The organism is Butyrivibrio sp. MC2021, assembly GCF_000621605.1.
In the GTDB taxonomy this organism is placed as follows: domain Bacteria; phylum Bacillota; class Clostridia; order Lachnospirales; family Lachnospiraceae; genus Butyrivibrio.
Map to the genome: position 1 here is coordinate 352,600 of NZ_JHXX01000002.1, position 25,827 is coordinate 378,426.

Here is a 25,827-nt window from a genome sequence, read left to right on the forward strand (position 1 = left end):
AATTTATTGGAGTTTATTTATGTCAGAAAGAATAATACCGGTTTTGTATGATAAAAAGGAAGAATGCAGTGGTTGCTCTGCATGCTATACTGGTTGTCCCCAAAATGCCATTTCTATGGTAGAGGATACAGAAGGATTTTCTTATCCGAAAATTGATGAAACTAAATGTATTAGCTGCAATACTTGTATAAGAATATGTCCGATTAAAAATGCTCTTTTTTCCTAAACTATTTCAAATAAAAAATTAGTTCTAATCATTATATTGAGATTAATTGGTTTATGAGAACAAAAACACAATTATTTTTTTGAAAGGAGTTACAGTGAATTTTTTAAAAAGAATAAAAAAGGTTGTGCAATGGTTCGTATATGGGCATAGAGCAACTTCCGAGCGCTATAAGGATTTTTTAATTAAGAGAGGTGCGGAGATAGGTGATAATTTTATTATTTTTTGTCCGAACCTTACAATTATAGACACGCAAAATGCGTATATGCTTAAAATTGGTAATAATGTTTCTCTTACAGGTCCAGTTACTATTCTGACGCATGATTATAGTTGGAAAGTTTATAAGGACATGGATGGTAGGATCCTTGGTAATCAGCAGCCAGTAATTATCGGAAATAATGTTTTTATTGGTTGGGGAGCTACAATACTTGCTGGTACTGTTATTGAAGACAATGTGATTATTGGAGCCGGGAGTGTGGTCTCAGGGCATTGTGAAGCAAATTCTGTTTATGCTGGGGTTCCGGCAAAGAGAATTATGTCTATAGAAGAGTTGATTGAAAGAAGGGAAAAGAGACAGTTAACAGAAGCTAAGCAAATGCAGAGATTTTATCTGGAGAAATATGGAAAGCAACCGGATATTAGGCTTTTTGAATCATATTTTCCGTTGTTTACATCTTCAAAGAATTTCGAGGAAATGATTTCAATATTTGATGATAGATTATCATTAGAAAACAATAAGGACGTTTCTATACATTATTTGAAAGAAAATAATAAAAATATCTTTAACACTTTTGAAGAATTTTTGAATTCCAATCCATGAAGATTAAGAAAAAAGTATAAGAATTGTAATTATGAAGAACAATTAAGGAGACTATATCGTGGCAACTTATGAAGGTTTTAGATTAAAAATCAATAAATTGATGCGGCAAATAAATCATGATAAATGGAAGAGCGAATTATTCAACAATGATTTTACGATTATATCAAATAATTGTTGGGGAGGGATGGTTTATGAAAGTTATGGAATGAAAAAACTATCTCCTACAGTTGGCTTATACTTTATGGCAAGTGATTATGTGAAATTTGTCTATAATATTAAAAATTATATAAATGAGCCTTTAGTCATGATTAGTCCGGAAGAGTCAAAATACAAAGATAATTTCATGGCTCCTGGAAGTAAACGGTGTCCAATAGGATTACTGAATGATATTGAAATTATGTTTTTGCACTATAAAGACAATGATGATGCAATTGATAAATGGAATAGAAGGATTGATAGGATTAATTGGGATAATCTTTTATTTAAATTCAATGATCAAAATGGTTGCACTGAAGATGATTTAAAAAAGTTTTTGGAGTTAGATTCACATAATAAATTATTTTTTACTTGTAAGGAATGGGGGGTTAAAGACAAATCAATTATTAAGGTTAAGCAACCTTTTAATGATGATCATATTATGGCTTCGTATGAACCATTTGCTCATAATAGATACCTCGATGTAACTAAATATTTAAATGAGATGATTAGATAAAACATAAAATTATTAGCAGATGGTGTTACCATTCCAACTGATAGGGCTTCAGCAAATGAAGAAACTGATTATGTTTATATTGTAGCTCCAACAAATTGATCCAACGAAGAACGGTTTTTGATGATGTTTAGGACAGTATATACAAGAGATATCTTTAAGAGAAAATAATTCAGACATATATTTGAAGGCCACTACTGTTTATGCGCAGTGGTGGCCTATATAATGGTTTATTGTTTGTAATGCATAGAAATTTAGCAAAATCTTTTGGTAAAGACAATGCTCAAGCTTGTATTGAAGAAATAATAACAAGCTTTTTGTATTTAGGCTCAACATCAAGGGAATAAAATATCAAAGTAAATCATGTTTCAAGTGAAGAGTATAAAATGATGATTTATAGAAGATATTAGAAATAAAAAGAAAGTATGAAAAGATAAATGAACACAATTATTTTATTGCTGCTACTAGCTCACCTCTTATCCATAATAATTATGGAACTAGTTATTTATAGTTTTCCATTTGAATACCAAAGAGATTGGAAACGTACTATCCTCATTGGCACTCCTATCAATATTTTTTTCAATGTTTTGGTGTACTTTGGAACAGCGAAAGTGTTTTTTTCAAATAGTATTATTTATACTGTCAAAAATCTGCTTATTATGAACTGTTCCTTTCAGGATATTGAAAAACTAGCATCATCATGTCTTGTTTCTATAGTCATTTCATTGGCTGTTTCAGGACTAGTATATAAATATGTCAGAAAGCAATGCTACACAGTCAAAAAATTTCGTTTTGCTTCACCATTACTTATTTTGGTTTTTATAGCTGCTGTTCCTATAATGGTCGGGTATCAAATTGCGAGGACAGGCGATGACCATATTTCAATAAATGAGGTGTGCAGAAAGACTACTACCAATGCTTTTTGTGATGATCCATATGCTGATGACGATGATTTAAGCTTCGTAGTTATTAAAAATGATGGGGAGATTGCATTTGATGCTGATAAATTGTTTCTATCAGATAATGAGGAGGATTTACAGTATTTCAATGTTAATGGAGGCAGAATAAATCCCGGAGAAACATATACATGTTTGATTTCCGGTGACGAAGAGATGAACATCAAAAAAAAGGGTGGCTCTATTGTATATCTCTCAAATGTAGAAGGGAAAATCCTAGACAATGTTGTTGTTCCGGCGTTGGCTCGTAATGAAAGCTATCAGAAGAATGGCGAAGACTGGGAGATTGTGAGCTACGTTGATGGAAATATTGAGATTGATGAAATTGCAGCGCCTGTCTTTTCGTCTGACAGCGGGTTTTATGAAGATGATTTTTTTCTTTCACTCAGCACAGAGGATGATTCAACTATTTACTATACATTGGACTGTTCTGATCCTACGATAGAATCTGAGTGCTATAACAAACCAATTCATGTATATGATAAAAGCGCTGAACCAAATAAGTACCGTTCGGTACAGAATGTTCAGCAAGATTACAAAAGCAAGGAAGTAATTGGTACTGAGCCTGTAGATAAGGCTTTTGTTGTTCGCGCAATGGCTGTAGACCGGGAGGGGCATCAGAGCAAAACCATCACTAAGACATACTGGATAAATTTAGAAAAGTATAGAAATAAAAATGTTATATCATTGGTGACAGATCCCAAGAATCTATTCGATGAACAAACAGGAATATATGTAAATGGCCAGGATTATGAAGAATGGTACCAGGAATTTCTTGAGGATAATAGTACGCTTGAAGAAGGAAATACTAGTTCAAGTGCTCCTACTCCGAACTTTAAACAAAGAGGCGAGGAATGGGAAAGAGAAGCTAACTGTGAAATAATTAGTGGGACTAGAACTATTATTGATCAACCAGTTGGAATAAGAATACAAGGCGCTACTAGCAGAGCTTATGCTTTAAAGCGATTTTCTGTTTATTCCAGGAAGCAGTATAGTGGTAGTAAATGGTTTGAGGCACCTATCATTAACGATAATCGGCTTCATTCATTCGTACTAAGAAGTGGTTTATTGAATGCGTTTATTCCCGCTCTTGTAGAGGATAGGGATATTGGAATACAACATGTAACACCAGTAGATGTTTTCTTGGATGGCGAGTATTGGTATTCCGTTTATTTGCAGGAAAAATACAGTAATTCATATTTTAATGAACATTTTCAGGTAAATACTGATAATATTCAGCTTGTTAAAAATAAGACCGATCAAAATTTGCTTCATATCATTGAAAAAGAGTACTCAAGTGATGAAGAAGCTTATTCTCAGATTAACTCTGTTATGGACATTCAGAGTTATATTGACTTTATATGCGTTAACACATATGTAGACAATGAAGATATGTATGAGGAAAAAAATTGCTTAAGTTGGAAAAGTTACTTGAAGGAAGATAGTGAATTTGGAGATACGCGGTGGCGCTGGCTCTTATACGATATGGATTTGGCGTGGAATTTTGAATTAAGAAATCATGATCCAAAAGAAATACCGTATCAAGTCAATTCGTTTTCGCTTGGTATGGCACCTAAATATTTAAGTAGGTATGATTTTACATTGAGTAACCAACCGCTATATAAAGGCTTGCGAAAAAATTCAATCTTTTGTCGCAATTTTGTTCTCAGCTTTATGGATATAGCTAATACTGATTTTAGGAAAGAGACTGTGCTAAAAAAACTTGAAGAATGGGGGAATACAAATCCTAAGGTTACAGATTTTTTTACTTATCGTGCGGATTATATTATTCCATATATGGCAGAGGAGTTTGAGTTAAAAGGAACTCAGGAAATCGTTACTCTTGCTTCAAACCGTTCTGGCAGTCCTATTACGTTAAACACTATTCAGCCAACTATTCAGGGGGAATGGTCAGGGACATATTTCACTGATTATCCGGTTACAGTATCTGTCTACGATGAAGGATTTGATCATTGGGAGATTACCGCTAATGGAATAACTAAAAAGTACTATGAGACAACGGTAGAAGTACCTGTTGTGAAGGGAGGTATAAAGATTAATGCGATATTCAAGTAGTCCACTTGAACCAATATATTATTATTTTAGGAAGCATCGTATTATGAGACGTATCGCTATATTATTGTTGATGTTTCTCGCTTTGGTTATCTGCTGGAGAATCGGTGCTTCGCATGAATCTCATAAAAACGAATACCAATATGTTTCTGTTCCTTTGAGTGAAACAGATTTACAGAACCAGTTATCATATCTTCAAATTACCGATTTGGATCAGGTAATCGAAGGCACAGATATGAAGTCATTGTGTTTTGACAATAGCTCCGAAATTGTGGAAATTACTGAAGGTGGAGATTATTTGCTTAGTGGGAAGCTCTCCGGAATGATTCACATAGATGCAAAGGAGCAAAATGTCCATCTGTTTTTAAATAATCTTGAGGTGATATCCAAGTCCGGACCGGCAATCTATTGTGAAAATGCCGATAAGCTTGTTATAACTCTGGTTGATGGTACACAAAATACTGTTTCAGATTCCGGAGATTACAGGAAATATGATGACTTGGAAGCATGTATCTATTCCGATTGCGACATGACATTCAATGGAACAGGGACGGTGAAAGTAAACGGGTACTATAAGGATGCGATTCGATCAAAGGACATGGTTAAGATATTGAACGGCACTTATACAATTAAGTGCAAGCGTACAGCTGTTCATGGAAATGACGGTGTTTTTGTGAAGGATGGAGTGTTCATGATTTCATCTGAAAAGAATGGTTTTAAAACAACAAAGAGCGGAGCAGATGGCCGAGGAAGTCTGATTATTAGTGGTGGAGAAATGGATATTGTTGCCGGGCAGTACGCGTTTGTTACTACAAAAGCCAATCTTTATCTCTATGATTGTACAATTCGTAGTCGAAGCATTGTTGATACCTATAGTATAGGTGGGGCAAAAAAAGTCCAAGTGGGGTGTGTAGATGAGCGTTGAAACAATCACCGAGAAAAAAACACAACCCAAAGTTTCTTCTAGCCGCTACGGAAATGTTAAGAGATGGCGCCATGAATATAAGTACATGATAGATGCAAAGCAGGAAAGCATTTTACTTATTAAGGCACAATGCGTTTTAAAAAGAGATCCACATGTCAGGCAGGATGGTACATATTTAATTCGTTCTTTATATTTCGACGACATGAATGATACATGCCTTGCAGAGAACTTATCTGGTTCTGATCCGAGATCGAAATTTCGGATTAGATACTATAATTTTGACACTAACCGTATTGTATTGGAAAAGAAAAGTAAAAGCCACGGAATGTGCTTGAAGGATTCTTGTAATATAACAGAAGATGAGTGCAAGATTTTAATGCGTGGATACTTTCCGATAATTACAGAAGAAATGCCCGATATAAAGAAAAAGCTATTATCTGAGTTGGAAATCAGAGGGCTATTTCCGAAGACAATTGTTACATATGAAAGAGTACCATTTGTTTATAGTGGTGGTAATGTCAGAGTGACATTTGACAGAAAGATCACTTCCTCAGAGGATATCGAGCAATTTTTAACTGGTACCTACAAACAACGTCCGGTTCTTCCATGTGGCCATTGTATTTTGGAAGTGAAATGGGACGAGGTTATGCCACTACATATTAAGAATACCTTAAGAATTGATAGGCTAGAGTGGATAGCTTTCAGCAAGTATTTTATGTGCAGGAAATTTCATCAATAAAATAGAAAGGATTTTAGATTATGAATTTCATGGAAACAATTGAAAAAGCATTTATGGAAGGGTATGCAACAAGTGATCTTAACATTACAACAATGTTCTTATGTGCTGGATTTACAGCGCTGATTTCTTTATATATTTGTCTAATCTATAAGAGGTATAATAAGAATTCTTTTTTTGACAGAAGCTTTCATTTGGCATTATTCGGATTATCAATCATCACAGCAATGGTAATCTTAACAATTCAATCAAACATCGTTGTTTCCCTTGGTATGGTAGGTGCTTTGTCTATCGTACGTTTTAGAACAGCTATAAAGAATCCTATGGATCTGGTGTTCCTGTTCTGGAGTATTTCTGTTGGTATTGTTTGCGGAGCAGGCTATGCTATGATTGCAGTCATTGGATCAATTATTATGACTATAGGAATTGTTGTTTTTTCTATCATGCCAGGCGAGAAAGAAAGCATGATTTTAGTAGTTAATAGTAGCGAATTTAATGAAGAGGCAATAATTAAAATAGTAAAAAATTATTGTAGAAGCTAGAAAGTCAGAGCTAGAAATATTGGAAATAGCAACGTCAATTTAGCAATTGAAGTGAAAACAAATCATCCTCATTCACTGGTTAAGGATATTTCTGCCTTGGAAGCAGTTTCCTCTACTAGCCTTCTTGAGCATGATGGAGATGTAACAGCATAATTTATGTTGATTACTTGGCAGAACTCTCTCAATAAGAGAAATGGGCGAAAATAAAAATGCCTCTCCTGTCTGTAGCAGGAGAGGCGACTCTGTATAGAGGCTAAATTCCAAATCCGAAAGCATCCACTTTTTAGTGGGGGCTTTTTCTATGCATTATACCTTAATTCCATTTTCTTCCAATAATTTTCGGAGACGTGTGATTTCATCAGAAAGATTGGCATTCTCGGTAGTAAGATTAGCATTCTCAGCGGTGAGATTTGCAATCTGCTCTCTCTGATATTTTTCATGAGCGAGCTGTTCTTCACGTCTGAGACAAGCTTCGATGACATATTCGTCTGCATTGGATTTGTATATTGATTCGGCTGCGGAATTCAGTGATGGATTTTCTTTTGTAATCATCTTGATTTCCTCCCATGTGGTGGCCTTGAAAAGCTTGGCCCATTTATCTATACCGTAAAGTTTATCCTCGTTTGTTGCGATTTCTGTGTGTTTTTATTCTATCACAAAATTTGTAAACCGCTCGCTATTTCGTTAAATCCTTAAGACGACCTTAAGAATTTCGACACACAATGTTCATTTGCTATAGCAAATATGCGGTGATATACTCTTTTATGCGATCAGTAATTCTAACTGATCATTTTTTCAGGATTCACAGGCTATTCTGCCAACCGATTCCACAAGAAAAATAACAGCATGGAGGAGTAAATTGAATAAGAAAAAGAACAAGATTGACAACAAGAACTACAAGGATACTGTATTTAGGCTGATTTTCAAGGACAGGCAGAGACTCCTGGAATTGTATAATGCCATGAACGGTACAAACTACACAAATGCAGAGGACCTGACTATCACAACCATTGAGGGGGAGACATACCTTAAGATGAAAAATGATGTGTCATTTGTATTTTATTATGATCTGAGCCTTTTTGAGCATCAGTCAAGTCCCTGTCCGAATATACCACTCAGGGATCTTTTCTATGTGGCTGAGATATTTAGAGAGATAGTTGATATTTCGTTGACATATAAGGCTCAATTATTGAAAATTCCTACACCAAGATTTGTAGTATTTTATAATGGAACTATTCCGATGGAAGACGAGAAGGTTCACAGGCTTTCAGATATGTATGAAAATAAGACCGAAAATCCGGAACTGGAACTTGTGGTTAAGGTTTTGAACATTAATGAGGGACATAATAAAGCGCTTCTGGATGCGTGCAAATCTTTGAGAGACTATTCCATTTTCGTGGGTAAAGTGCGAAAATATATAAGTGAAGAGATATTTAACTCGGACAATGATAAGCGCAAGGAAATCATTAGATTGTCAGTTGCACAGGCTATCGATGAATGTATCAATGAAAATGTACTTAAGAATTTCTTTTTGCAATACCGTAAGGAGGTCGTTGAAGTGAGTGTATTGGAATATAGTGCAGAACGACATATTCAGGTAATTGGGGATGAGCGGTATGAAGAAGGCCGGGATGACACTTTAATTGCTCTTGTATATTCTGTCTGAATAGACCACTTTGCACGGCCGATTAGATCACCCATCACGGAGGTTTAGATCAATTGTCACGGAGTGCTGATCAGTGTCCCCCGGACGCCAACCTTGACAGCTAACATATGAGCGATGTCGCGTACACGGCGACGGGAACTCAGGGATATCAGATCATTCATCATCTTCCCGTCGAACTGCCGATTGTTTCGCACATATGTTAGCTGTCAAGGCCAAGCCACTAAAGTGGGGGCTGGTTTTCTCCCACTCTTAGTGATAATAGCTTGGGAGAATCTTGGGATATCAGTTGCGGCTGCGCCGCCTGGGCAGGTCATAAACCTTACCCAGACAATGCAGCTTATTCACTTGTTATCATAAATCAATGCCAGCAGGGCCAATTACCCTTGCGGGCTTCCTGTACTTTGACAAGATAATCGCGGAACTCCATTGGATCTCCGCCACTGTACATGAGAGTTTTATACAGCTCATAGGCTGAATCTCCAGAGTATCTGGGGGCAAGATGGGACAAGATATCCATGCGTAGCAGTTCACCTTCTTCATTCATGTACTGACTAAGAAGATGCCTTGTGCTTATGCACTCAAGTTCAAGGAACTGAACATCTGTTACGAGCTTGTCTACCAACTCACACAGTGCAATAACAGCCTCACATCTGTCGGCACAGTCTACTTCATCCAAAAGATCAACGAAAGTGTTATCAGCCATTTGCACTCACCTCACTTTTCTCTGATCCTGCAAAGGCATGACGTTTTCGCATGGAGATGCGCCCCTTGACATCTATGGAATACTTGTTGTTTATGATCCTATCAAGGATGGCTTCAGCAACTGCACTGTCATCACCATCTGCGCGGTCACTATCGATGCGGTAGTACCATTCATCTGTATCGTACTGTGTGCAGAGAATCAAAGCGCCCTTACTTGCACAGACCTCAATGATCTCCAAAAGGTTGTAGGACTCTTCTTCAGAAAGAGGCCGCAGGAGCCATTCATCAATGATAAGAAGGTCGAACTTCGCATACGCCATCTTGACTTTGCCTTGCGTATTCAATGCTTTTGCAACAGCAAACTCATTTAGAAGATCTGGGAGTCTTACATAACGGACTTTATAGAGCTTGCGGCATGCTGCAATTCCAAGCGCGTTTGCAATATATGACTTTCCAGCTCCGGTAGCACCTTTGAGTACGACGTGATGGTTTTCCTGAATATAGGAACAGGTTGCAAGCTTTGTGATCAGACCCTTGTTAAGCTCACGATCTTCGTGGTACTCAATTGCTTCTATGCTTGCGGTAGATTCGCTAAGCTTTGCGGCTCGTATACGCCTGTTGATAGTATTCTGATGCCGTGATGAACTTTCTGCATCTACAAGGAGGGCAAGACGGTCTTCAAAGGACAATGCCTTGTAGCGCTGAGGTTCTTCAAGCTGGGACTCTAATTCTCTGGCCATTCCAGGTAAGCGGAGAGCACGCAGTGTTTTTACTGTTTCAAGATTTATCACTGCTCATCACCTCCCCTCCGGAACTGATCCGCACCACGCGTAATACCACGGCTGCGGCGGACAGGCTGGGAAGCTGATGTAGAACTGTCAAGCCTCTGCTTTGAAACTGGATTTTTAAGCAGGATACCTATTCCCCGTATTGATGGTTCTCCGCTGAACAGGAGTATCTGACGGCAGGCCTCTTCAATGCATTCGTTATTGTAACGCTCTGAATATTTTCTGAGGCTGACACATGATTTAAAACCCTGTTCAGGAGCTCTTCCGGACTCCAGAAAGAACTGTACTACCTTTTCTGTATTGGGGCCAATAGTATTAGCCCAGGACTTGAAGTCATCTGGTGTATATGTAAGGTACTGCCGATGGTTTTCCGGCATGTGAGATAGAATCGTAATCGGATCACGTAAGCGCTTGTGATCTCTGATGTGTGCCGCAACACGATTTCCATGGAAGAAGACCTCCACGCTGTCCCTGGTTATGCGGACGCTGACCATTTCGCCAATCAGATCATACGGGACGGAGTATTTGTTTAATCCGTCAGTAACTGTATAATCAAGAAGGACTGTCTGTTCTGACCAGATAGACGGTTCATATGCATTGGCGGGAAGGGGTTGCATGAATTCTTTCTCTTCCAGGAGATAGGCCTCACGACGGTTTCCTTCCCGCTTTTTGAAAGGATAGCCGTTCAGCAGTTCCAGTTTCTCCGCTACAGCAGTTTTTGCATCAGCGAGGGAAAAGAAAGTATCATTTCGCAGTGCCGCCAGAATCCAGGTGGATGCTATGATACGGTGCCTTCAGCATGGCTCTTGTCTTTCGGGGCTTTCACTCTGGTAGGAACAATCGCAGTGCCATAGTGGTCAGCCAACTCGGTATAGCTTCTGTTTATGATGGTATCAAATCTGGTATTCTTTGTAACACCAGTCTTAAGGTTATCCGGGATCAGGAGCCTTGGAACACCATCAAAGTATTCGTAGGCACGTACGTGGCATAAAAGCCAGTTCTCAGATTGCATATCTCCGCAAAGCTCTGCATAAGCATAGCAACTGCAGGGAAGTACTGCGACAAACAGATATGCAGGCGTGGTTTCACCGGTAACAGGATCTGTGATTGGAAGCGTTCCACCAGCCCAGTCGACCTCCATGGCGTCTCCGGGTTTGTGGTGAATACGCATAGTTGCTTTGGACTTTTGAGCCCAACTGCGATAAATATCACAGAATTGTGAGTACTGATAGGGCACGCGTCCCGCACAAGCACACTTGGCCTTGTATTCCGTGTGGAGAAGCGTAAGGTTTACGCCTTTTTGAGCTAACTCCTTATGGATGTAGGCGCAGTCAGGTTCCATGAATACATTTGCTTTTTCCAGCCTTTCAGGATATAGCAGAGCATAGAGCCTTTGGTTTGTAAATTCCTCGTCAAGCGGCCAACTGATACCTTTTTCCTTGGCCAGCTTTTCGACTTCCCGGATTGTGTTCCTTGAGCTGTGTATAGCTTTTGCAATCTGGGTTTGGTTGTGGTTGAGGCTGCTAAGCCTCAGGATTTCGCGATAATTAACCATGATTATCGTCCTCCTTAATAGTAGTCACACTTATGTGTGCCTCCACTATTATATAGAGAACGATTGGTTGTTTATCCCTCCGTGATCACTGATCTATTCATCCGTGAAGGGTGATCAATTTGAGCGTGAAGGGTGGTCTAATCGTCCGTGAAGGGTGATCTTTTCGGATGGAATATATAGCTCTAGTCAGGGATGGGCTTCTTGATGTGAGGGAAGCTGCCAAGCGTGCCGGCAAGACTGTTAAGGCCTTTGAACAGGCAATGAAGGAAAGTGAATCAAAAGCATAAGTATATTAAAAGGGCCTCTCCTGTTTGAAGCGGGAGAGGCCTTTCTAATTTATTTAAGGGTCATATTCTTTGAAATAATTTTAAAGGATATCATTTTTGTACCGCTATATTCGCGTATTCCTTCAATCAGAATGTAGGCTGTTCCTGTATTCTGATTGTTGTAGTATTTTACGATACGGTAGTCTTTATTAACAATAAGCGGACTTGCTTGTTTCTTATAAGTAATAGTAAGTTCAGGCTTAATTACAGCTCCTGTATACTCGCAATTGGATACCTTTACTTTGGTATCTTTGAGATTCTTAAGCGGACTGTTTACTACCTGATAGGATATATCCAGTGGATTTTTGTCTGCTGAATAGCCACCGATTCCGATAACCTTTAAAGTAATATTGGCAGGTGAATCAAGTACTGCATTAGCATCCATCCTATATCCAGCCTCATTGTAATAGCCTAAAACTAAATAGTCCTTACCTTTTGCAAGCTTTTTCCCATCAAGATCATAGATTTCAGGAAGTAACATGTAATAGCTTGTTCTTTTGTTTTGAACAAATTGCTTGTTTGTAACAAACCCATTTAGATTGGACACACTTTGAGCTGTTACTGTAAATGGTATTACAACGCTGCCGCTATAGTTACCGATTCCGTTAATGGTCATGGTAGCCTTGTTGTTTTGTCCAATGAGCTTAACATTGGCATTATTCTTGTATTTAACAGTGTAATCAACACCTTCGCGAAGCTTCCATGTAATATCTGCGTGGCTGAAGGATACAAGTGCATTAAGTTTTGCACCACCTTTTGCATATGAGGCTGTTGAATCTGCACAGATATTTGCTGCAACTAAACCGGCAGGAACAATCTTAAAGTTCTTTTTGGCTGCTCCGGAATAACCGTTTCTTTCGATTCCGATTATTGTTACAGAAGCTGTACCGGCTTGAACATTGTTTTCATAAGTGCATTTGTAATGAATGCCTTCTAAAAGAGTGTTTCCTCCATCTGTGACGATAACTTCCGGATACTGCGCTGATCCGGTAAATACGAGCTCTTTTTGAACAGATAAGTTTACTTTCTTTATGGGCTTTAGGGTTATTGACTCTGAATATATGGTTCGTTCGCCATAGAAGTTCTTGTCTTTTCCTACCAAAGTTGCGCTACCGTCTGCGTTATAGCCAACAGTGTATTCTTTTGGTGATACCTTTATTCCGTTCCAATAAACATTTACAGCCTTTTTATTCTTGGCAGTTGTGAGGATGGCAGCTAAATCAATGTTTGTTTCTGCGAGGTTTATTTTATTTATGGTAAAAGTCTTGGAACGCTTTCCTGCATATGTACCTTTACCGTTGACGATGATGGTTGCCTTACCGGCTTTGGTGTTGTTCTTATAGGTTACTGTATAGTCTTTTTTATATCTTAAAAGAGTCGTTCCATTATATACGCGAACTTCAGGCTTTATAGCATTTCCACTGTAATCGTATGATGCTTTAAGGCCTGCAATCCATAGACCTTCAGGAGTAGTGGTTCCAAGGGTTTCCTTGGCTTCTTCTAGATCTTCACTGTTATTATCAAGATCAGAATAATCCGGTTCAACTACCGGATCATCGGGCCCATCAGGAATTTCGGGATTATCCGGAGTATCAGGTTTATCGGGATCCTCCGGAGTGTCAGGATTATCTGGGGTATCAGGCTCATCAGGGGCGTCCGGTGCCTGTTCAACAAATGTCATACCCTGTTCATTTGCATAGGTTTCTGCGTAGCTTCCCTTTATTCCATATACAGTCACTTTGCCCGGGTATGAGAATGCATCAGAGCTGATTGAAGTAGTAGCCTCAGGGATATGTATTTCAGTCAATGAATAATCATTTTCAAAGGCAGTAGCGCCGATCTTCTTAACATTTTTGGGAATAGTAACTTTTTTTAGCTCATCGCAATTTGCAAAAGCACATTTCGGAATTTCAGTTAAGCCTGTTCCAAGCTGCAGATCTGTAAGGGAAGAACAACCGGAAAATGCGTATTGCCCAAGAGTTACAACAGAAGAAGGAATTACAGCCTTTTTTAGTGAGGAACAGCCATAAAAAGCATCGTCTTCTATTGTTGTACAGTTATCATTCACAATAATCTCGGTCAAAGCTTTACAATCATAAAATGCGCCACTGCGAATATATGTCGTGGTTTCAGGCAGGCGGATGGACTTAAGACTTGTACAGCCTCTGAACATGCCACGGGTGATATTTTTTCTTACATTTGGCAATGTGATATCTGTTAATGCAGTACAGAAAACAAATGAGTATTCTCCCATGCTGGTAACTGTGTTAGGAATGGTCAGGCTGGTTATTGCAGAGCAGTTTCCAAACAGAAAATCGCCAAGGTCTGTAACCCCTTCAGGGATAGTAAGTGACTTAAGGGCAGTAAGATTTGCAAAAGCGGCATCATCAATAGTATTCAGATTCTTTCCTAAAGTAAGAGAACTAAGGTTGACGCATTGGTCGAAACTCTGAATACCGATTGACTTAACGGTATCCGGTACTGTTATTGTTTCCAATCCTCCGCAATGGGAGAATAAGTAATTGGGAATAGCAGTGATGCCATTTTCAAAATTAACAGTTTTAAGCGCATTACAGCCTGCAAATGGGCCTGCGTCATTAAGTGGACCTTCTGCAGTGACATAAGGACCTACCTGAACGCTGTATCCACCTACATAAGATTTACCAACCTTTGTAAGTGTCTTTGGAATATTGATGGAGGTAATGCTAGTGCAATCTGTAAATGCTGATGCTCCCAAGGATGATAATCTTGAAGGAAGGACAACATTTGAGAGTTTGCCGCAGCCTCTGAATGCATCATCACCAATTGTTGAAACATACTGTGGAATAGCAGCTGACTCAAGGTTTCCGCAAGACATAAATGCCCTTTTTTCAATAGTGGTTACCGAATCAGGAATAGTAACAGTTTTTAGTCCGGAGCAGGATCTGAACAGCTCTGCGCAAACTGCTTTAGCACCTTCGGAAATCACTGCTTTTTCCAGGCTGCTGCAATTCGAGAATGGACCATCATAATCAAAGGCATACTGATTTCCGGTGACTTTTTCCAGAGTCTTAGGAATATCTATAGCCGCAAGTTCATAACATTTATCAAATGCTCTATAACCAATTGTTTTAAGATTTGAAGGCAGCTTAACTGATTTAAGATTAATGCATTTGCAGAAAGCGGTAATTCCTATTTCTGTTACAGAGTCCGGTATGCTGATATAAACAATTTCACTTCTTTCAGCAAAGGCATTTTTTGCGATACCAACTATTTTATATCCGTCAAGCTCCTGAGGAATAATAACCATTGAAGCATTTCCGCGATAGTTTGATATTGTGGCTTCTTTTGCGCCTTCATTTTTGGTCAACTCATATAGTGTATACGGTTCTCCGTCAGAGCCGATGCCGGTGGAGCGACCGTTAGAGCCATACCTTGAATTGATAGGGGTATAGAATTTGCCATTACGGACGTTGGGGTTGACACTGTATTTCTTTTTATCTGCGTCTGTAGCATATGAGCAAGTTTCTACTGCTACTCCGTTTTCGAAATGCCAGGAGATAGGTGGGCTGTTTTTATCTGTTAAAATGTAAAAACGATCGCCCCAGTTTTTATGCCATGCTCCAAAGTCAATTTTGACATAGCCGCCAACCTCAAGATATTTGTAAAGATTTACATCTGTACATCTATGGCCGTCGCGTGTTATTGAGTCAGCACGGCCTTTGATTCCCATTTCAAAAAATACAGAACCCTTAAGTGCAAAAATGCCAATAGAGTATTCTGCTTTTATACCTAAAGTGACATTTATTGTACTGCATGCAAAAAAGTCCTTTTTAGAGTGAGATATGATTAATCTTGGAGCTTTAAATATTTCACTGGAGAAACCAAGTTTAAAATGCTCCTGATAGTGAACGTGAGCATTTCCTGTAATGGATACTACGGGTGAAATGTTAAGGCCACCTACAAGTGGTACACCGATATTAAAGGACAACAGCTTTTTGACAGCATCCCATGAAGGTGAAGCGCTGGAATTATCCTGAAAATTGGCATTAAAGATGAAATCCATATCTCCGCTGATAGTAGCAAGAGTATGGGTTAAGCTTCCGGAATATTCATATTCAAGTTTGCTGAATGTAATCGTAAAATCAGCAGTGTGTCCTCCGCCGAGATGTACTACCTCAGGGCCAATCTTTTTATCCTTTAATTTGCCTGTGGCCTTAACTGCTGAGATTTCCCGGCCATAGGTTTCCTCAAGAGAGGAGTACTCAATTCCGTCTACAATATAGGAAAGAGCATAGTCTACATTATCATTTTGAATGCTTACTTTTGAAAGATCTATTTCATTAACTGTTTCTATGTCAAGCTCTTCAAAAGCTTCCGACGGAGAAACACTTTCATATGCAACAATTGTGTTATTGCCTGCATATGCTATGGATGATGCCTTGAATGCAAAAGGATTATTATCGTTGAAAATAACGAAAATATCTCCGGAGGAAAGATTGGTTACCTTTTTATCAAATATGGTAAGTTCATCTTCTCCGGTAATATCTGCTGTAACTTCACCGAGGTTAACTACGCCGGCTTTCAGCTTATATGAATTTTTATGGTTATCAGACAGCTGGATGCTGTTGTAAGCAGTTGTTGCTATTGAACTTAAGTTGGTAAATTCAGTATTGCTGACAGCTTGAGCAGGGGCGAACTTTTTGCCGTTTAGGCTAAACCAGCCATTGTCGATAGCAACCTGAATGTCATCAGGATAGGTGACTTCCCCGGATTCAGAGAAGGTGTAACCTTCAGCCTGGTTGACATAGCCGATGCAAAGATTCAGTGTATGTGCGGCAAGTTCTCTGGTGATAGGATCATTTGCCAGAACGTTTTCACCGGGAGCTACATCTATGAGGCCGTATTCTGCGGCTACCATGATTTCCCTATAATAATCAAAAGAAGAGTTTATATCTGCGAAATAATTATCGGGGTAATTGTTTTCTTCTACAGTTAAGTTGAAAGCACTGATGAGCATACGCCACCAGGCAAGTCTTGTTACTTCAGAACCTGCCAGAACCTCTGGAATGGGATTCTCCGGTATGACTGAGTGTTCGTCTTCAAGTGTTGTTTCAGTGGTAGAGATTTCATCATCAAGACTGACAATATCTTCCTCTGATTGGGAGATACCATCGGTATCGGATTCTTCCTCTAAAAGAATGGAATCCTTTTCTGAAACTTCGAGTAATGACGTATCCGGATAAGATTCGTCAGATGCTGCATAAGCGATATTAATATTGGATAGCATTAATGCCGTTAGCAGAAGAAGAGAGATAAGGCTTTTAAAGATTTTCTTTTTCATGTCTTTGTTCCTCTGTGAATATAGTATTTTGGTGTGTTTGCGAGATTATTATACCAACATGGGAAGCGAAGAATATCGGAAAATATTGTCAGGAAAATGTTTGAAGATGTAATGTTTTACATGCTTTTATAATAATCAAGATTTCCCTACAAAAATATAGAAGATTATGATAGAATATCCCGGGCTGACTTAAGGTCAGTCTAGGATATTTTTATTGGGAGAAAATGAGTATGAAAAAAGTAGTAAAAAGCATGGCTATGTGCTTACTTGGCGCCATGCTGGTATTTAACGCTTCTGTTTCTTCATTGGCATATTCGGAGGAATATGTAAATGAAGTGTCTGATGAAGCATCTGTGCTTTTGTCTGAAGAAGACATGAGTTCTGAAGAAAGTTCTGAAGAAATCTCAGAAGAAATTCTGGAAGACAGTGAAGAAGATATTTCAGAAGAAATTATAATTGAAAGCTCTGAAGAATTATCAATTGAAGATATTGATGAAGAAATTGAGGATCCTTCTACAGCTGCAGAAGATGAAGAGGAATTCACTGCAACTGCCGGTGGAAGCTGCGGAGAAAATGCCACCTGGAGTTTTAACGGCAGCACTCTGACTATTTCCGGAAGCGGCGCAATGACTGATTATACCCTGAGCACCGGCCGTTATACTATTTATCCTGAGTATGATGCTCCGTGGTTTGAATACAGGGATAAGGTTAAAAAGATTGTTATTTCTGACAAGATTACCCATATCGGTGCTGCAAGCTTTTGCGGAATGATATTAACATCCGAGGTAAAGCTCCCCTCTAAACTGGAATCTTTGGGAGAGTATGCTTTTTTTCGCGTTAGGTTGAAATGCTCAAAAGCAAACCTTGTAATTCCCGGAACCGTAAAATTCATCGAAGCAAATGCCTTTAGCAGAATGAGCCTTCCCAGAAGCTCAGGATCCACATTGAAATTGTCAGAGGGCATCACTGAGATCGGAGAATATGCCTTTGAAGGCTTTACCTGCGATAAGATAACCTGGCCAAGCACACTGGAGAGAATTGATGATCATGCCTTTGACTTCAGCTCATACATCCATGATTTTACAATTCCTGCTGTTAAATATATAGGAAAGTGCGCATTTTATCAGTTACAGGGCACTAAGACAATTACCTTTTTGGGTGAGCTTCCCGAGATTGACGATGATGCATTTATAAAGACCAGAGTAATAGCGTACTATGACCCTAAGTATAAATCCTTTACCAAAGAAGCAATGGATAAGGTTTCAGAAGAGTTTACAGCAGTTGAATGGCTTCCTGTAGGAACCAAACCCTCCAATAAAGCCGGTGATAACATTACCTGGAGCTTTAATTCTTCAAATGAAACCCTTACCTTTAAGGGCAGCGGTGATATGTATGACTATGACAGGACGAACCTTCCGGATTGGTACATTCATGCAGGCAATATAACCTATGTCAAGATGGATAGCAAGATTACATCTATCGGTGATTACGCTTTTTATAATATGGGAACTTTACAAAGCACGAATCCGGATACCAATCCCCTTGTGCTTCCGACAAATGTCAAGAAGATCGGAGCTCATGCATTTGAAGAAACCTTTGTTTGCAATATTACCATGCCTAAGACCTGTGAAAGAGTTGAAGAATATGCATTTTACAGGAGTGATATTAAAGGTAAGAATAATCAGATGCCTTCAGGGGTAAAATATATTGGCGATTATGCTTATGCCAGCCTTGCCTATACCAAAGACATGAAGGTTAATCTGTCTGAGGTAGAAGAGATAGGTGATTATGCTTTTTATGCCAGTTCTATTGCGTGGGATAATGCTTTTTCCTTCCCCAGTACCATTAAAAGAATTGGCGATAATGCATTCGATTCTTGCTCCAAACTCACCGGAGAATTATCCGTTCCGGAGGGCTGCAAGATTGGCAATAAGGCGTTTTACTATTGTAAAGGCCTTTCCGGTACTTTTAAATTTACCGCTGAGAATGCGAATTATTACGACACAATTTATGCTACATCCATCAGCAAGATTATTTATGATAAAAGTGTTACAAAGCTAAGCGGCAATACCTACAGGTCGCTGAATTCTCTTACAGATGTTGTATTTGAAGGAGATTGCCCTGAAGTAAAAAATGACTTCTTTTATTTCGGTTCGGAACATGTAACAATTTCATATCCTTATGATACGGAATCCTGGCACAGCAGAATTCCCAATTTCAGCTACAATAAGGACAAAGTCACATTTAAGCCTGTTGGTGAATCAGCAACAGTTACCTTTTATGATCCCTATGGCAATAAGATCACTTCTACCAAAGTGAAGATGGGAGAAAAGGCAGTTGCTCCAAAGGTAACTCTGAAAAACGGAGATAAATTGGGATTCTGGTACACTGAAAAGGATCCTGACAGACAATTCGATAAAAATGTTTGGGATTTTTCCAACGAAGTGCCGGGCAGAATGAATCTTTATGCCGGACTTAAGTATGATGGCTGCAAGATCATTTTTAACACAAATGGCGGCGAGCCGGTTAAACCCGTAGTTGTGGAAAAGGGCAGCAAAATCGGTGAACATTTACCTACCGATGTAAAGAAAACCGGATATATATTGTATGATTGGTATTATGACAGCAAATGTACAAATAAGGTCTATCGCAATGATACCATTGAGGCGGACACTGAGCTCTTTGCCAAATGGTATGAAGCTTATCTGACATATGTTTTTAATGACCATTACAATGGACATGATGACCTGCCTTACACTTATTACAGGGTGGGCCAGTACAGAAAAGTCTTCACTCCGGATGATAAAGAAATAACCGAAAGAATAGCTGAGTATGAAGCAACCGGACATTACAAATTCCTGGGATGGTATCTGGACGAGCAATGCACCAAAAAGGTTCCCGATGATTACACCATAATTGATCAGACCTATATTTATGCTAAATGGAACCGCCTTACCAAATGCACGATCAGTATTGATTATGACGGCGGAAAATATAACGGTAAATCCAAGAGAACTATTACAGCAGACTATGATGCTTATGTACCGGAGATTACTGAAAAGCCCACCAGAGACGGTTACCGCTTTAAAACCTGGCAGGTAAACTATGATGGAATGGAATATGAAGATTATTTTCCCGGCCAAAGGTATATCTATGGAGACGTAAGTATGAAGGCGCTTTGGACAGAAACTAAACCTGCGCCAACGCCAACTCCTGAGCCTGAACCGGATCCAACTCCTGAGCCTGAGCCAACCCCGGACCCTGAGCCAACCCCGGATCCTTCGGATGATCCACAGACTGATGGCCCTGTTATTACAGTGGATGGCAAGAACATTTCCAACAGTGAGATCACAAGAACTTACACCGGAAAAGCTATTAAGCTGGACAGTCTTAAGATTGTATGTGATGGTACTGAACTTGTTTTAGGCAAAGACTATAAGGTAACTTATTCCAATAACAAAAATGCCTCAACTGATAAAAAGAAGGCTAAGGCAAAAATTAAATTTAAGGGCAGCTACAAAGGAACAAAAACTATCAGCTACACTATTTTGCCTTTGAGCATTGAAAATTTGGACCTTAACTGTTTCGATAATACCGGTACTACCTGGACCATAAAAGTTAACGGCAAGGTTCAAAAGCCTAAGGTTGTTTTCCGCCACGTCATTGACGGCAAGAAAAAGAAGCTTGTAAAGAACAAAGATTATAAACTGCTGTATAATGACACAACTCCCGGAGCATATAAAGAAGCCGGTGTGTATTACTATGTTATGAGCGGCATAGGAAATTATACAGGTTCTATACGCTTCAATGTAATGTACACCGAAGCTAAGCCTATTAAGAAGCTGAAGGTCTCCGGACTGAAAAAGAGTTATGCCTTTAATGATCAGCCTGTTTGTCCTTCCTTTAAGCTGATGGACGGAAAAAAGACAGTGGCAGAATTTGACGGAAGTAAGGCAAGACTTGAACAAAATTACTATACAGTTGAGGACAGCACCGGAAATTATGAGTGCTATTATCTGGACTGTGATAAACCCGGACAGGCTACAATTTACATAATAGCTGATTCTTTAGAGGGTTATAAGGCAAAAGAAGATACTGGAAAACTTTACTCCGGAGAAAAAGTGGTGCATTTTAAAATTAAAGTGCGATAATATCATAATAGAGGTTAAATTAGTTGAAGGAGTTATGAAAAATGAAAATCGCAGTAGCAGGAACAGGATACGTAGGATTGTCTTTAGCAGTCCTTCTCTCACAGCACAATGAAGTAACAGCTGTGGATATTGTAGAAGAAAAAGTTGAGAAGCTGAACAATTGGATCTCACCTATTCAGGATGACTATATTGAGAAGTTTCTCGCAGAGCATGAGGAGAGAAAATTAAACCTCAGGGCAACAACTGACGGAGCATCAGCTTATGCGGATGCGGATTTTGTAATCATCGCAGCGCCTACCAACTATGATCCCAAGCAGAACTTTTTTGACTGTTCAGCTGTAGAGGCAGTTATCGACCTGGTGCTTAAGTCCAGCAAGACTGCTACCATGATCATTAAGTCCACTATTCCCGTAGGCTATACCAAGAAGGTGAGAGAGAAGTTCGGAACCGACAGAATTCTGTTTTCTCCTGAGTTCCTTCGTGAGTCCAAGGCTCTTTACGACAATCTTTATCCCAGCAGAATCATTGTTGGATGTGACGATGCCAGCAGAGAGAAGGCGGAAGTATTTGCTAACCTTCTGGTAGAAGGCGCAGAAAAAGAGAATATCGATACCCTGTTCATGGGATTTACAGAGGCTGAGGCGGTTAAGCTTTTTGCCAATACATACCTTGCCCTTCGTGTAAGCTATTTCAACGAGCTTGACACCTATGCAGAGCTCAAGGGCCTTGACACCAAGAAGATTATCGAGGGTGTCTGCCTTGATCCCAGAATCGGAACCCACTACAATAATCCTTCCTTCGGATACGGCGGATATTGCTTGCCTAAGGATACCAAGCAGCTCCTTGCTAACTTCCAGGATGTTCCGGAGGATCTTATCAGAGCTATCGTTGATTCTAACCGTACCCGCAAGGACCATATCGCCAACAGAGTTCTTGAGAAGGCTGGCTACTACACAGAGTCTTCCATGTGGAATGCTGAGAAGGAGAGGCCTATAACTGTTGGTGTTTACAGACTGACCATGAAGTCCAACTCCGATAACTTCAGACAGAGCAGTATTCAGGGCGTTATGAAGAGACTTAAGGCCAAGGGCGCCACAGTAATTATTTACGAGCCCACACTTCCCGACGGAACCACATTCTTCGGTTCACTGGTTGTGAATGACCTTGAGAAGTTCAAGAACGGTTCAGACAGCATCATCGCCAACAGATTTGATCCTGTTCTCGATGATGTTGAGGACAAGGTTTATACAAGAGATTTGTTCAGAAGAGATTGATAGAGAAAATTAAAAATCACATTTTTTGTCGGTTAAATTGCATTGATTTGCCGACAAAAATGTGATTTTTTGATTTTAATCTCTTGGCTTCATATAGAAGTTACCCATGATCTCTTCGGTTTTAACGGAATTGATGAAGGCATTCTTATCGATTTCCTTGATCTTGGGAATAAGCTTTCTTGTATCGGACGCGCTTACGATGGAGTAAACGATCTTCTTGTTCTTGTGGGCAAAAGAGCCCTCGCCGTCGATAAGGGTGGCACCGTGTCCGCAGGTCGAGTAGATCAGGGAGCAGACTCTGTCGGGCATGTCTGTGATGATAAACAGGGTCCTCTGCTGGTAGGTCTTGTACAGCACGTGCAGGGCCTGAGTGGATACATACTGGAATATCATGGAGTAGAGAGCCTTGTCCCAACCAAAGAAGATACCTGCAACCGCCAGGATCACGATGTTGGCTCCCAGGATATAGGGGAAGGCGTCAACTCCCTTTTTCTGGGATAAAAAGATTGAGATGAAATCAGTTCCTCCGGTGGTGGCATCCACCTTGAGACACATGGTAATTCCCACGGCATTGACGATTCCGCCGAATACCGCCACCAGAAGTGGATCGCTGGTAACCTGGAATGAAGGAAGGATATCGACGAACACACCGTTGAAGAAAACCATGATCATGGAAAAAAGGGTGAATTTCTTGCCGATATATCTGTATCCGATGTAGACAGGGATCGCGTTCAGTACCACGTTGATAGGCGTGTACAGAAGATTGATCCCAAAATACTTGCTGAAAATACGCTGGGTGATAATGGTAATACCCTGAGCACCGCCGGGATAGAGACCTCCGGCGTTGATGAAGGTATTGATATTAAATGCCATCAAAAGAGCAGACAGAAGGACCACAACAAGTCGCTCAAAGTCCTTTCTTACTGTTGCTCTTAAATCTTTTTCTGAAAAACCCATAAGTTCCCTCGATAATTAAGTATTGATATAACTAAGTATACAATAAAAACTGCTTAATCACAAAGCAGGTCGTGGTTTATTACCTGCAAAAAGGGCTGTTTGGTCACAGTGGTAAGAGAAGGTGTATCCACAACAGGCACGAACTGCGCGGCATTGGCCGCATCCTTTTTCTGCACGGGCACGCCGTCTCCGGCCTTGAAGGCTGCCACGAACTCCTCTATGGAATTGATCTTATAAGGAAAACTCATGCCTCCCATATCCTTCTGGGTAAAGGCGTGGATATCGGAGCCTCCGGTCATCAAAAAGCCGTGTTCCAAGCCGTATTCATAGCCCAAAGCATTCTGATAATCCGGATTGGCGGCATTGTAGCACTCGATGCCGTCGCAGACAGAGGGCATAAGGTGGATGGTGGACAGGTAGTCCCTCTCCCTGAAGGGGTGGGCCTGTATCATAACGCCTCCGGCTTCGTGAACCAGGTCCCTGACCGCAGGTCTGTCCTTGGACATGATATCAGGATTGTCCAGAAGCCATTTCTTGTCCACTCCGTAAAGGAGATATTCATCCCCCTGGAAATTGTATTCTATGCCGAACATAACGTTGAAATCCCCGCCCTTGGCGGCTGCGAGAGCATTTTCATAACCTCTGCAGTATCTCTCGATCCGTTCAGTCCAGGGAAGGTCCCTGGGAACACAGCTGTTTCCGTTAAAAAAGTGATCCGTTACAATGATCCCGCTGTAGCCAAGGCCTGACATGTAGTCAATGTAATCCTCTGCGTTGGTCTTTGAGCAGGCACTTCCTTCTATTGTATGTAAATGAGTTTCGTATACGTAATTCATAGTTACCTTTTTACCTTGTGAATTATTTGCCAAAAGGAATTATAACATAAGAAAAAGGTTGAATATGCTATTTTATTTAAGAAAAAAATCCTTATAATATAAAAGAATATGTAAGAAGGAAAGGGGAGTACCATGGGAGAGCTTAGATATATCGCAGTAAACGAGATAGAAGACAAGAAGATCAATATATTCGGACGCCTGGGAAAGGTGAGACAGCCACTGCCTCTTTTGTTCAACGGCAGCGCTGTGGAGGTAAGGATAAACGGTTCGGAGCTTTGGATAGATGTGGAGACCGATTCCGATTTCCATGAGCCCTGGGTGGCCTATGAGCTCAACGGAGCCATGATGGGACGTCAGATGCTGCTTCCCGGAAGGCACAGGATCTGTCTTTTCAGAAATATGGATCCCGGCACCTGCAAGACTGTAAGGTTCTTTAGGGAGCTTCAGGCCATGAGCGAGGATGACAGATGTAAGGTTCTGGTCCACGGCTTTGAGCTTAACGGGGATTTCCAGGAAGTAACCAAGCTTTCAAGAAGAATAGAATTCATCGGCGACAGCATCACCTCCGGAGAGGGCAGCTACGGCGCCGTTACCGATACGGACTGGCTTGCAATGTACATGAGCGCCTCCGTTAACTACGCTACCATGACAGCAAAAGAGCTTCAGGCGGATTATCACATTTTATCCCAGGGAGGCTGGGGCGTGTACTGCGGCTGGGACAATGACCCAAGACACAATATTCCCAAGGTATATGAGAAGGTCTGCGGCCTTGTTACAGGGCCTTTGGCAACGGAGCTTGGCATGGATGAGCCCTATGACTTTTCATCCTGGCAGCCGGATGCTATAGTAGTTAATCTCGGCACCAATGACATCACTGCTTTTTCACAGCCACCCATCGTGAATCCCGAGGACGGCCTTACCTACAAGCAGAGAGTAAATGCCGACGGCTCCCTTAACAGAGAGGATGAGCTCAAGGTGGAAAATGCCATTGTTGCATTCCTTAAGATGCTCAGAAAGAACAGCCCCAAGGCACATATTGCCTGGTGCTACGGCATGCTGGGAAGCTACCTCAACCTTACCATAACAGAGGCTATTGCAGAGTACAGAAAAGAAACAGGGGATAACAACGTATCCTTTTTCCAGCTGCCAAATACCACCATGGAGACCTTCGGAGCCCATATGCATCCCGGAAAGAAATCCCATGAAAATTGCACGGCGGCGCTGGTTCATTATCTCAGGGAGAAGATGAACTGGTTTTAAGATTT

19 protein-coding genes are annotated in these 25,827 nt (G+C 40.2%); 11 read left to right on the forward strand and 8 right to left on the reverse strand.

Annotation, left to right across the window (positions count from 1 at the left end):
- Positions 1-19 precede the first annotated feature (19 nt).
- The 7 genes from T359_RS22120 (at position 20) to T359_RS19695 (ending at position 6,984) form a co-directional block, all read left to right on the forward strand.
- Positions 20-226 carry a 4Fe-4S dicluster-binding protein gene (locus T359_RS22120; protein WP_081795479.1) on the forward strand — a complete coding sequence of 69 codons (207 nt, stop codon included), beginning with the start codon at positions 20-22 and terminating at the stop codon, positions 224-226.
- Positions 227-320: 94 nt separating this feature from the next.
- The gene (locus T359_RS0107505; protein WP_155840034.1) at positions 321-1,043 is read left to right on the forward strand and encodes an acyltransferase; all 723 of its coding nucleotides are present in this window, start codon (positions 321-323) and stop codon (positions 1,041-1,043) included.
- A 58-nt stretch (positions 1,044-1,101) separates the two neighbouring features.
- A complete protein-coding gene (locus T359_RS0107510) occupies positions 1,102-1,755 on the forward strand; it encodes a DUF1919 domain-containing protein (RefSeq protein WP_026516938.1) in 654 nt (217 codons plus the stop codon).
- Positions 1,756-2,189: 434 nt separating this feature from the next.
- Positions 2,190-4,784 (forward strand): CotH kinase family protein, encoded by a 2,595-nt coding sequence (locus tag T359_RS0107515; protein ID WP_026516939.1) that lies wholly within the window; start codon positions 2,190-2,192, stop codon positions 4,782-4,784.
- A gap of 43 nt (positions 4,785-4,827) precedes the next feature.
- The gene (locus T359_RS0107520) at positions 4,828-5,706 is read left to right on the forward strand and encodes a carbohydrate-binding domain-containing protein (protein WP_026516940.1); all 879 of its coding nucleotides are present in this window, start codon (positions 4,828-4,830) and stop codon (positions 5,704-5,706) included.
- The gene (locus tag T359_RS0107525) at positions 5,696-6,445 is read left to right on the forward strand and encodes a polyphosphate polymerase domain-containing protein (RefSeq protein WP_051545087.1); all 750 of its coding nucleotides are present in this window, start codon (positions 5,696-5,698) and stop codon (positions 6,443-6,445) included. The genes T359_RS0107520 and T359_RS0107525 overlap by 11 nt, the downstream gene beginning before the upstream one ends.
- 20 nt (positions 6,446-6,465) lie before the next feature.
- Complete coding sequence (locus tag T359_RS19695) at positions 6,466-6,984, forward strand: DUF4956 domain-containing protein (protein ID WP_051545090.1); 519 nt, start codon at positions 6,466-6,468, stop codon at positions 6,982-6,984.
- A gap of 306 nt (positions 6,985-7,290) precedes the next feature.
- Here the strand turns inward: T359_RS19695 and T359_RS0107535 are convergent, their stop codons facing one another.
- Positions 7,291-7,536: a hypothetical protein gene (locus T359_RS0107535; RefSeq protein ID WP_026516942.1), complete on the reverse strand. Its 246-nt coding sequence runs from the start codon at positions 7,534-7,536 to the stop codon at positions 7,291-7,293.
- A 307-nt stretch (positions 7,537-7,843) separates the two neighbouring features.
- On the opposite strand from T359_RS0107535, the gene T359_RS19700 reads away from it, so the two are divergent.
- The gene (locus tag T359_RS19700; RefSeq protein ID WP_051545092.1) at positions 7,844-8,650 is read left to right on the forward strand and encodes a hypothetical protein; all 807 of its coding nucleotides are present in this window, start codon (positions 7,844-7,846) and stop codon (positions 8,648-8,650) included.
- A 358-nt stretch (positions 8,651-9,008) separates the two neighbouring features.
- Here T359_RS19700 and T359_RS0107545 read toward each other — a convergent pair whose 3' ends face one another.
- The 5 genes from T359_RS0107545 to T359_RS0107565 form a co-directional block, all read right to left on the reverse strand.
- Entirely contained in the window at positions 9,009-9,353 is a 345-nt protein-coding gene (locus tag T359_RS0107545) for a hypothetical protein (protein ID WP_026516943.1), read from the reverse strand.
- On the reverse strand, positions 9,346-10,143 hold the full coding sequence (locus T359_RS0107550) for an ATP-binding protein (protein ID WP_026516944.1): 798 nt from the start codon (positions 10,141-10,143) through the stop codon (positions 9,346-9,348). Before T359_RS0107550 ends, T359_RS0107545 begins: the two co-directional genes overlap by 8 nt.
- Positions 10,140-10,757, reverse strand: coding sequence for a Mu transposase domain-containing protein (locus T359_RS22770; RefSeq protein ID WP_051545094.1), 618 nt, complete (start codon positions 10,755-10,757; stop codon positions 10,140-10,142). The genes T359_RS0107550 and T359_RS22770 overlap by 4 nt, the downstream gene beginning before the upstream one ends.
- A 161-nt stretch (positions 10,758-10,918) precedes the next feature.
- Positions 10,919-11,695 carry an IS21 family transposase gene (gene istA / locus T359_RS22775; RefSeq protein ID WP_051545096.1) on the reverse strand — a complete coding sequence of 259 codons (777 nt, stop codon included), beginning with the start codon at positions 11,693-11,695 and terminating at the stop codon, positions 10,919-10,921.
- Between the two features lie 336 nt (positions 11,696-12,031).
- The gene (locus T359_RS0107565) at positions 12,032-17,344 is read right to left on the reverse strand and encodes a leucine-rich repeat protein (protein ID WP_026516945.1); all 5,313 of its coding nucleotides are present in this window, start codon (positions 17,342-17,344) and stop codon (positions 12,032-12,034) included.
- 230 nt (positions 17,345-17,574) lie between these two features.
- Here T359_RS0107565 and T359_RS0107570 point away from each other — a divergent pair, with 230 nt between their 5' ends.
- Positions 17,575-21,495 (forward strand): leucine-rich repeat protein, encoded by a 3,921-nt coding sequence (locus tag T359_RS0107570; protein WP_026516946.1) that lies wholly within the window; start codon positions 17,575-17,577, stop codon positions 21,493-21,495.
- A 41-nt stretch (positions 21,496-21,536) separates the two neighbouring features.
- Positions 21,537-22,769: a nucleotide sugar dehydrogenase gene (locus tag T359_RS0107575; RefSeq protein WP_026516947.1), complete on the forward strand. Its 1,233-nt coding sequence runs from the start codon at positions 21,537-21,539 to the stop codon at positions 22,767-22,769.
- Positions 22,770-22,844: 75 nt separating this feature from the next.
- On the opposite strand, the gene T359_RS0107580 is transcribed toward T359_RS0107575, so the two are convergent.
- Both T359_RS0107580 and T359_RS19710 read right to left on the reverse strand, forming a co-directional pair.
- A complete protein-coding gene (locus tag T359_RS0107580; RefSeq protein WP_026516948.1) occupies positions 22,845-23,726 on the reverse strand; it encodes a YitT family protein in 882 nt (293 codons plus the stop codon).
- Between the two features lie 53 nt (positions 23,727-23,779).
- Positions 23,780-24,562 carry a PHP domain-containing protein gene (locus tag T359_RS19710; protein ID WP_051545099.1) on the reverse strand — a complete coding sequence of 261 codons (783 nt, stop codon included), beginning with the start codon at positions 24,560-24,562 and terminating at the stop codon, positions 23,780-23,782.
- A gap of 132 nt (positions 24,563-24,694) precedes the next feature.
- On the opposite strand from T359_RS19710, the gene T359_RS0107590 reads away from it, so the two are divergent.
- Positions 24,695-25,822: an SGNH/GDSL hydrolase family protein gene (locus tag T359_RS0107590; RefSeq protein ID WP_026516949.1), complete on the forward strand. Its 1,128-nt coding sequence runs from the start codon at positions 24,695-24,697 to the stop codon at positions 25,820-25,822.
- Positions 25,823-25,827 lie beyond the last annotated feature (5 nt).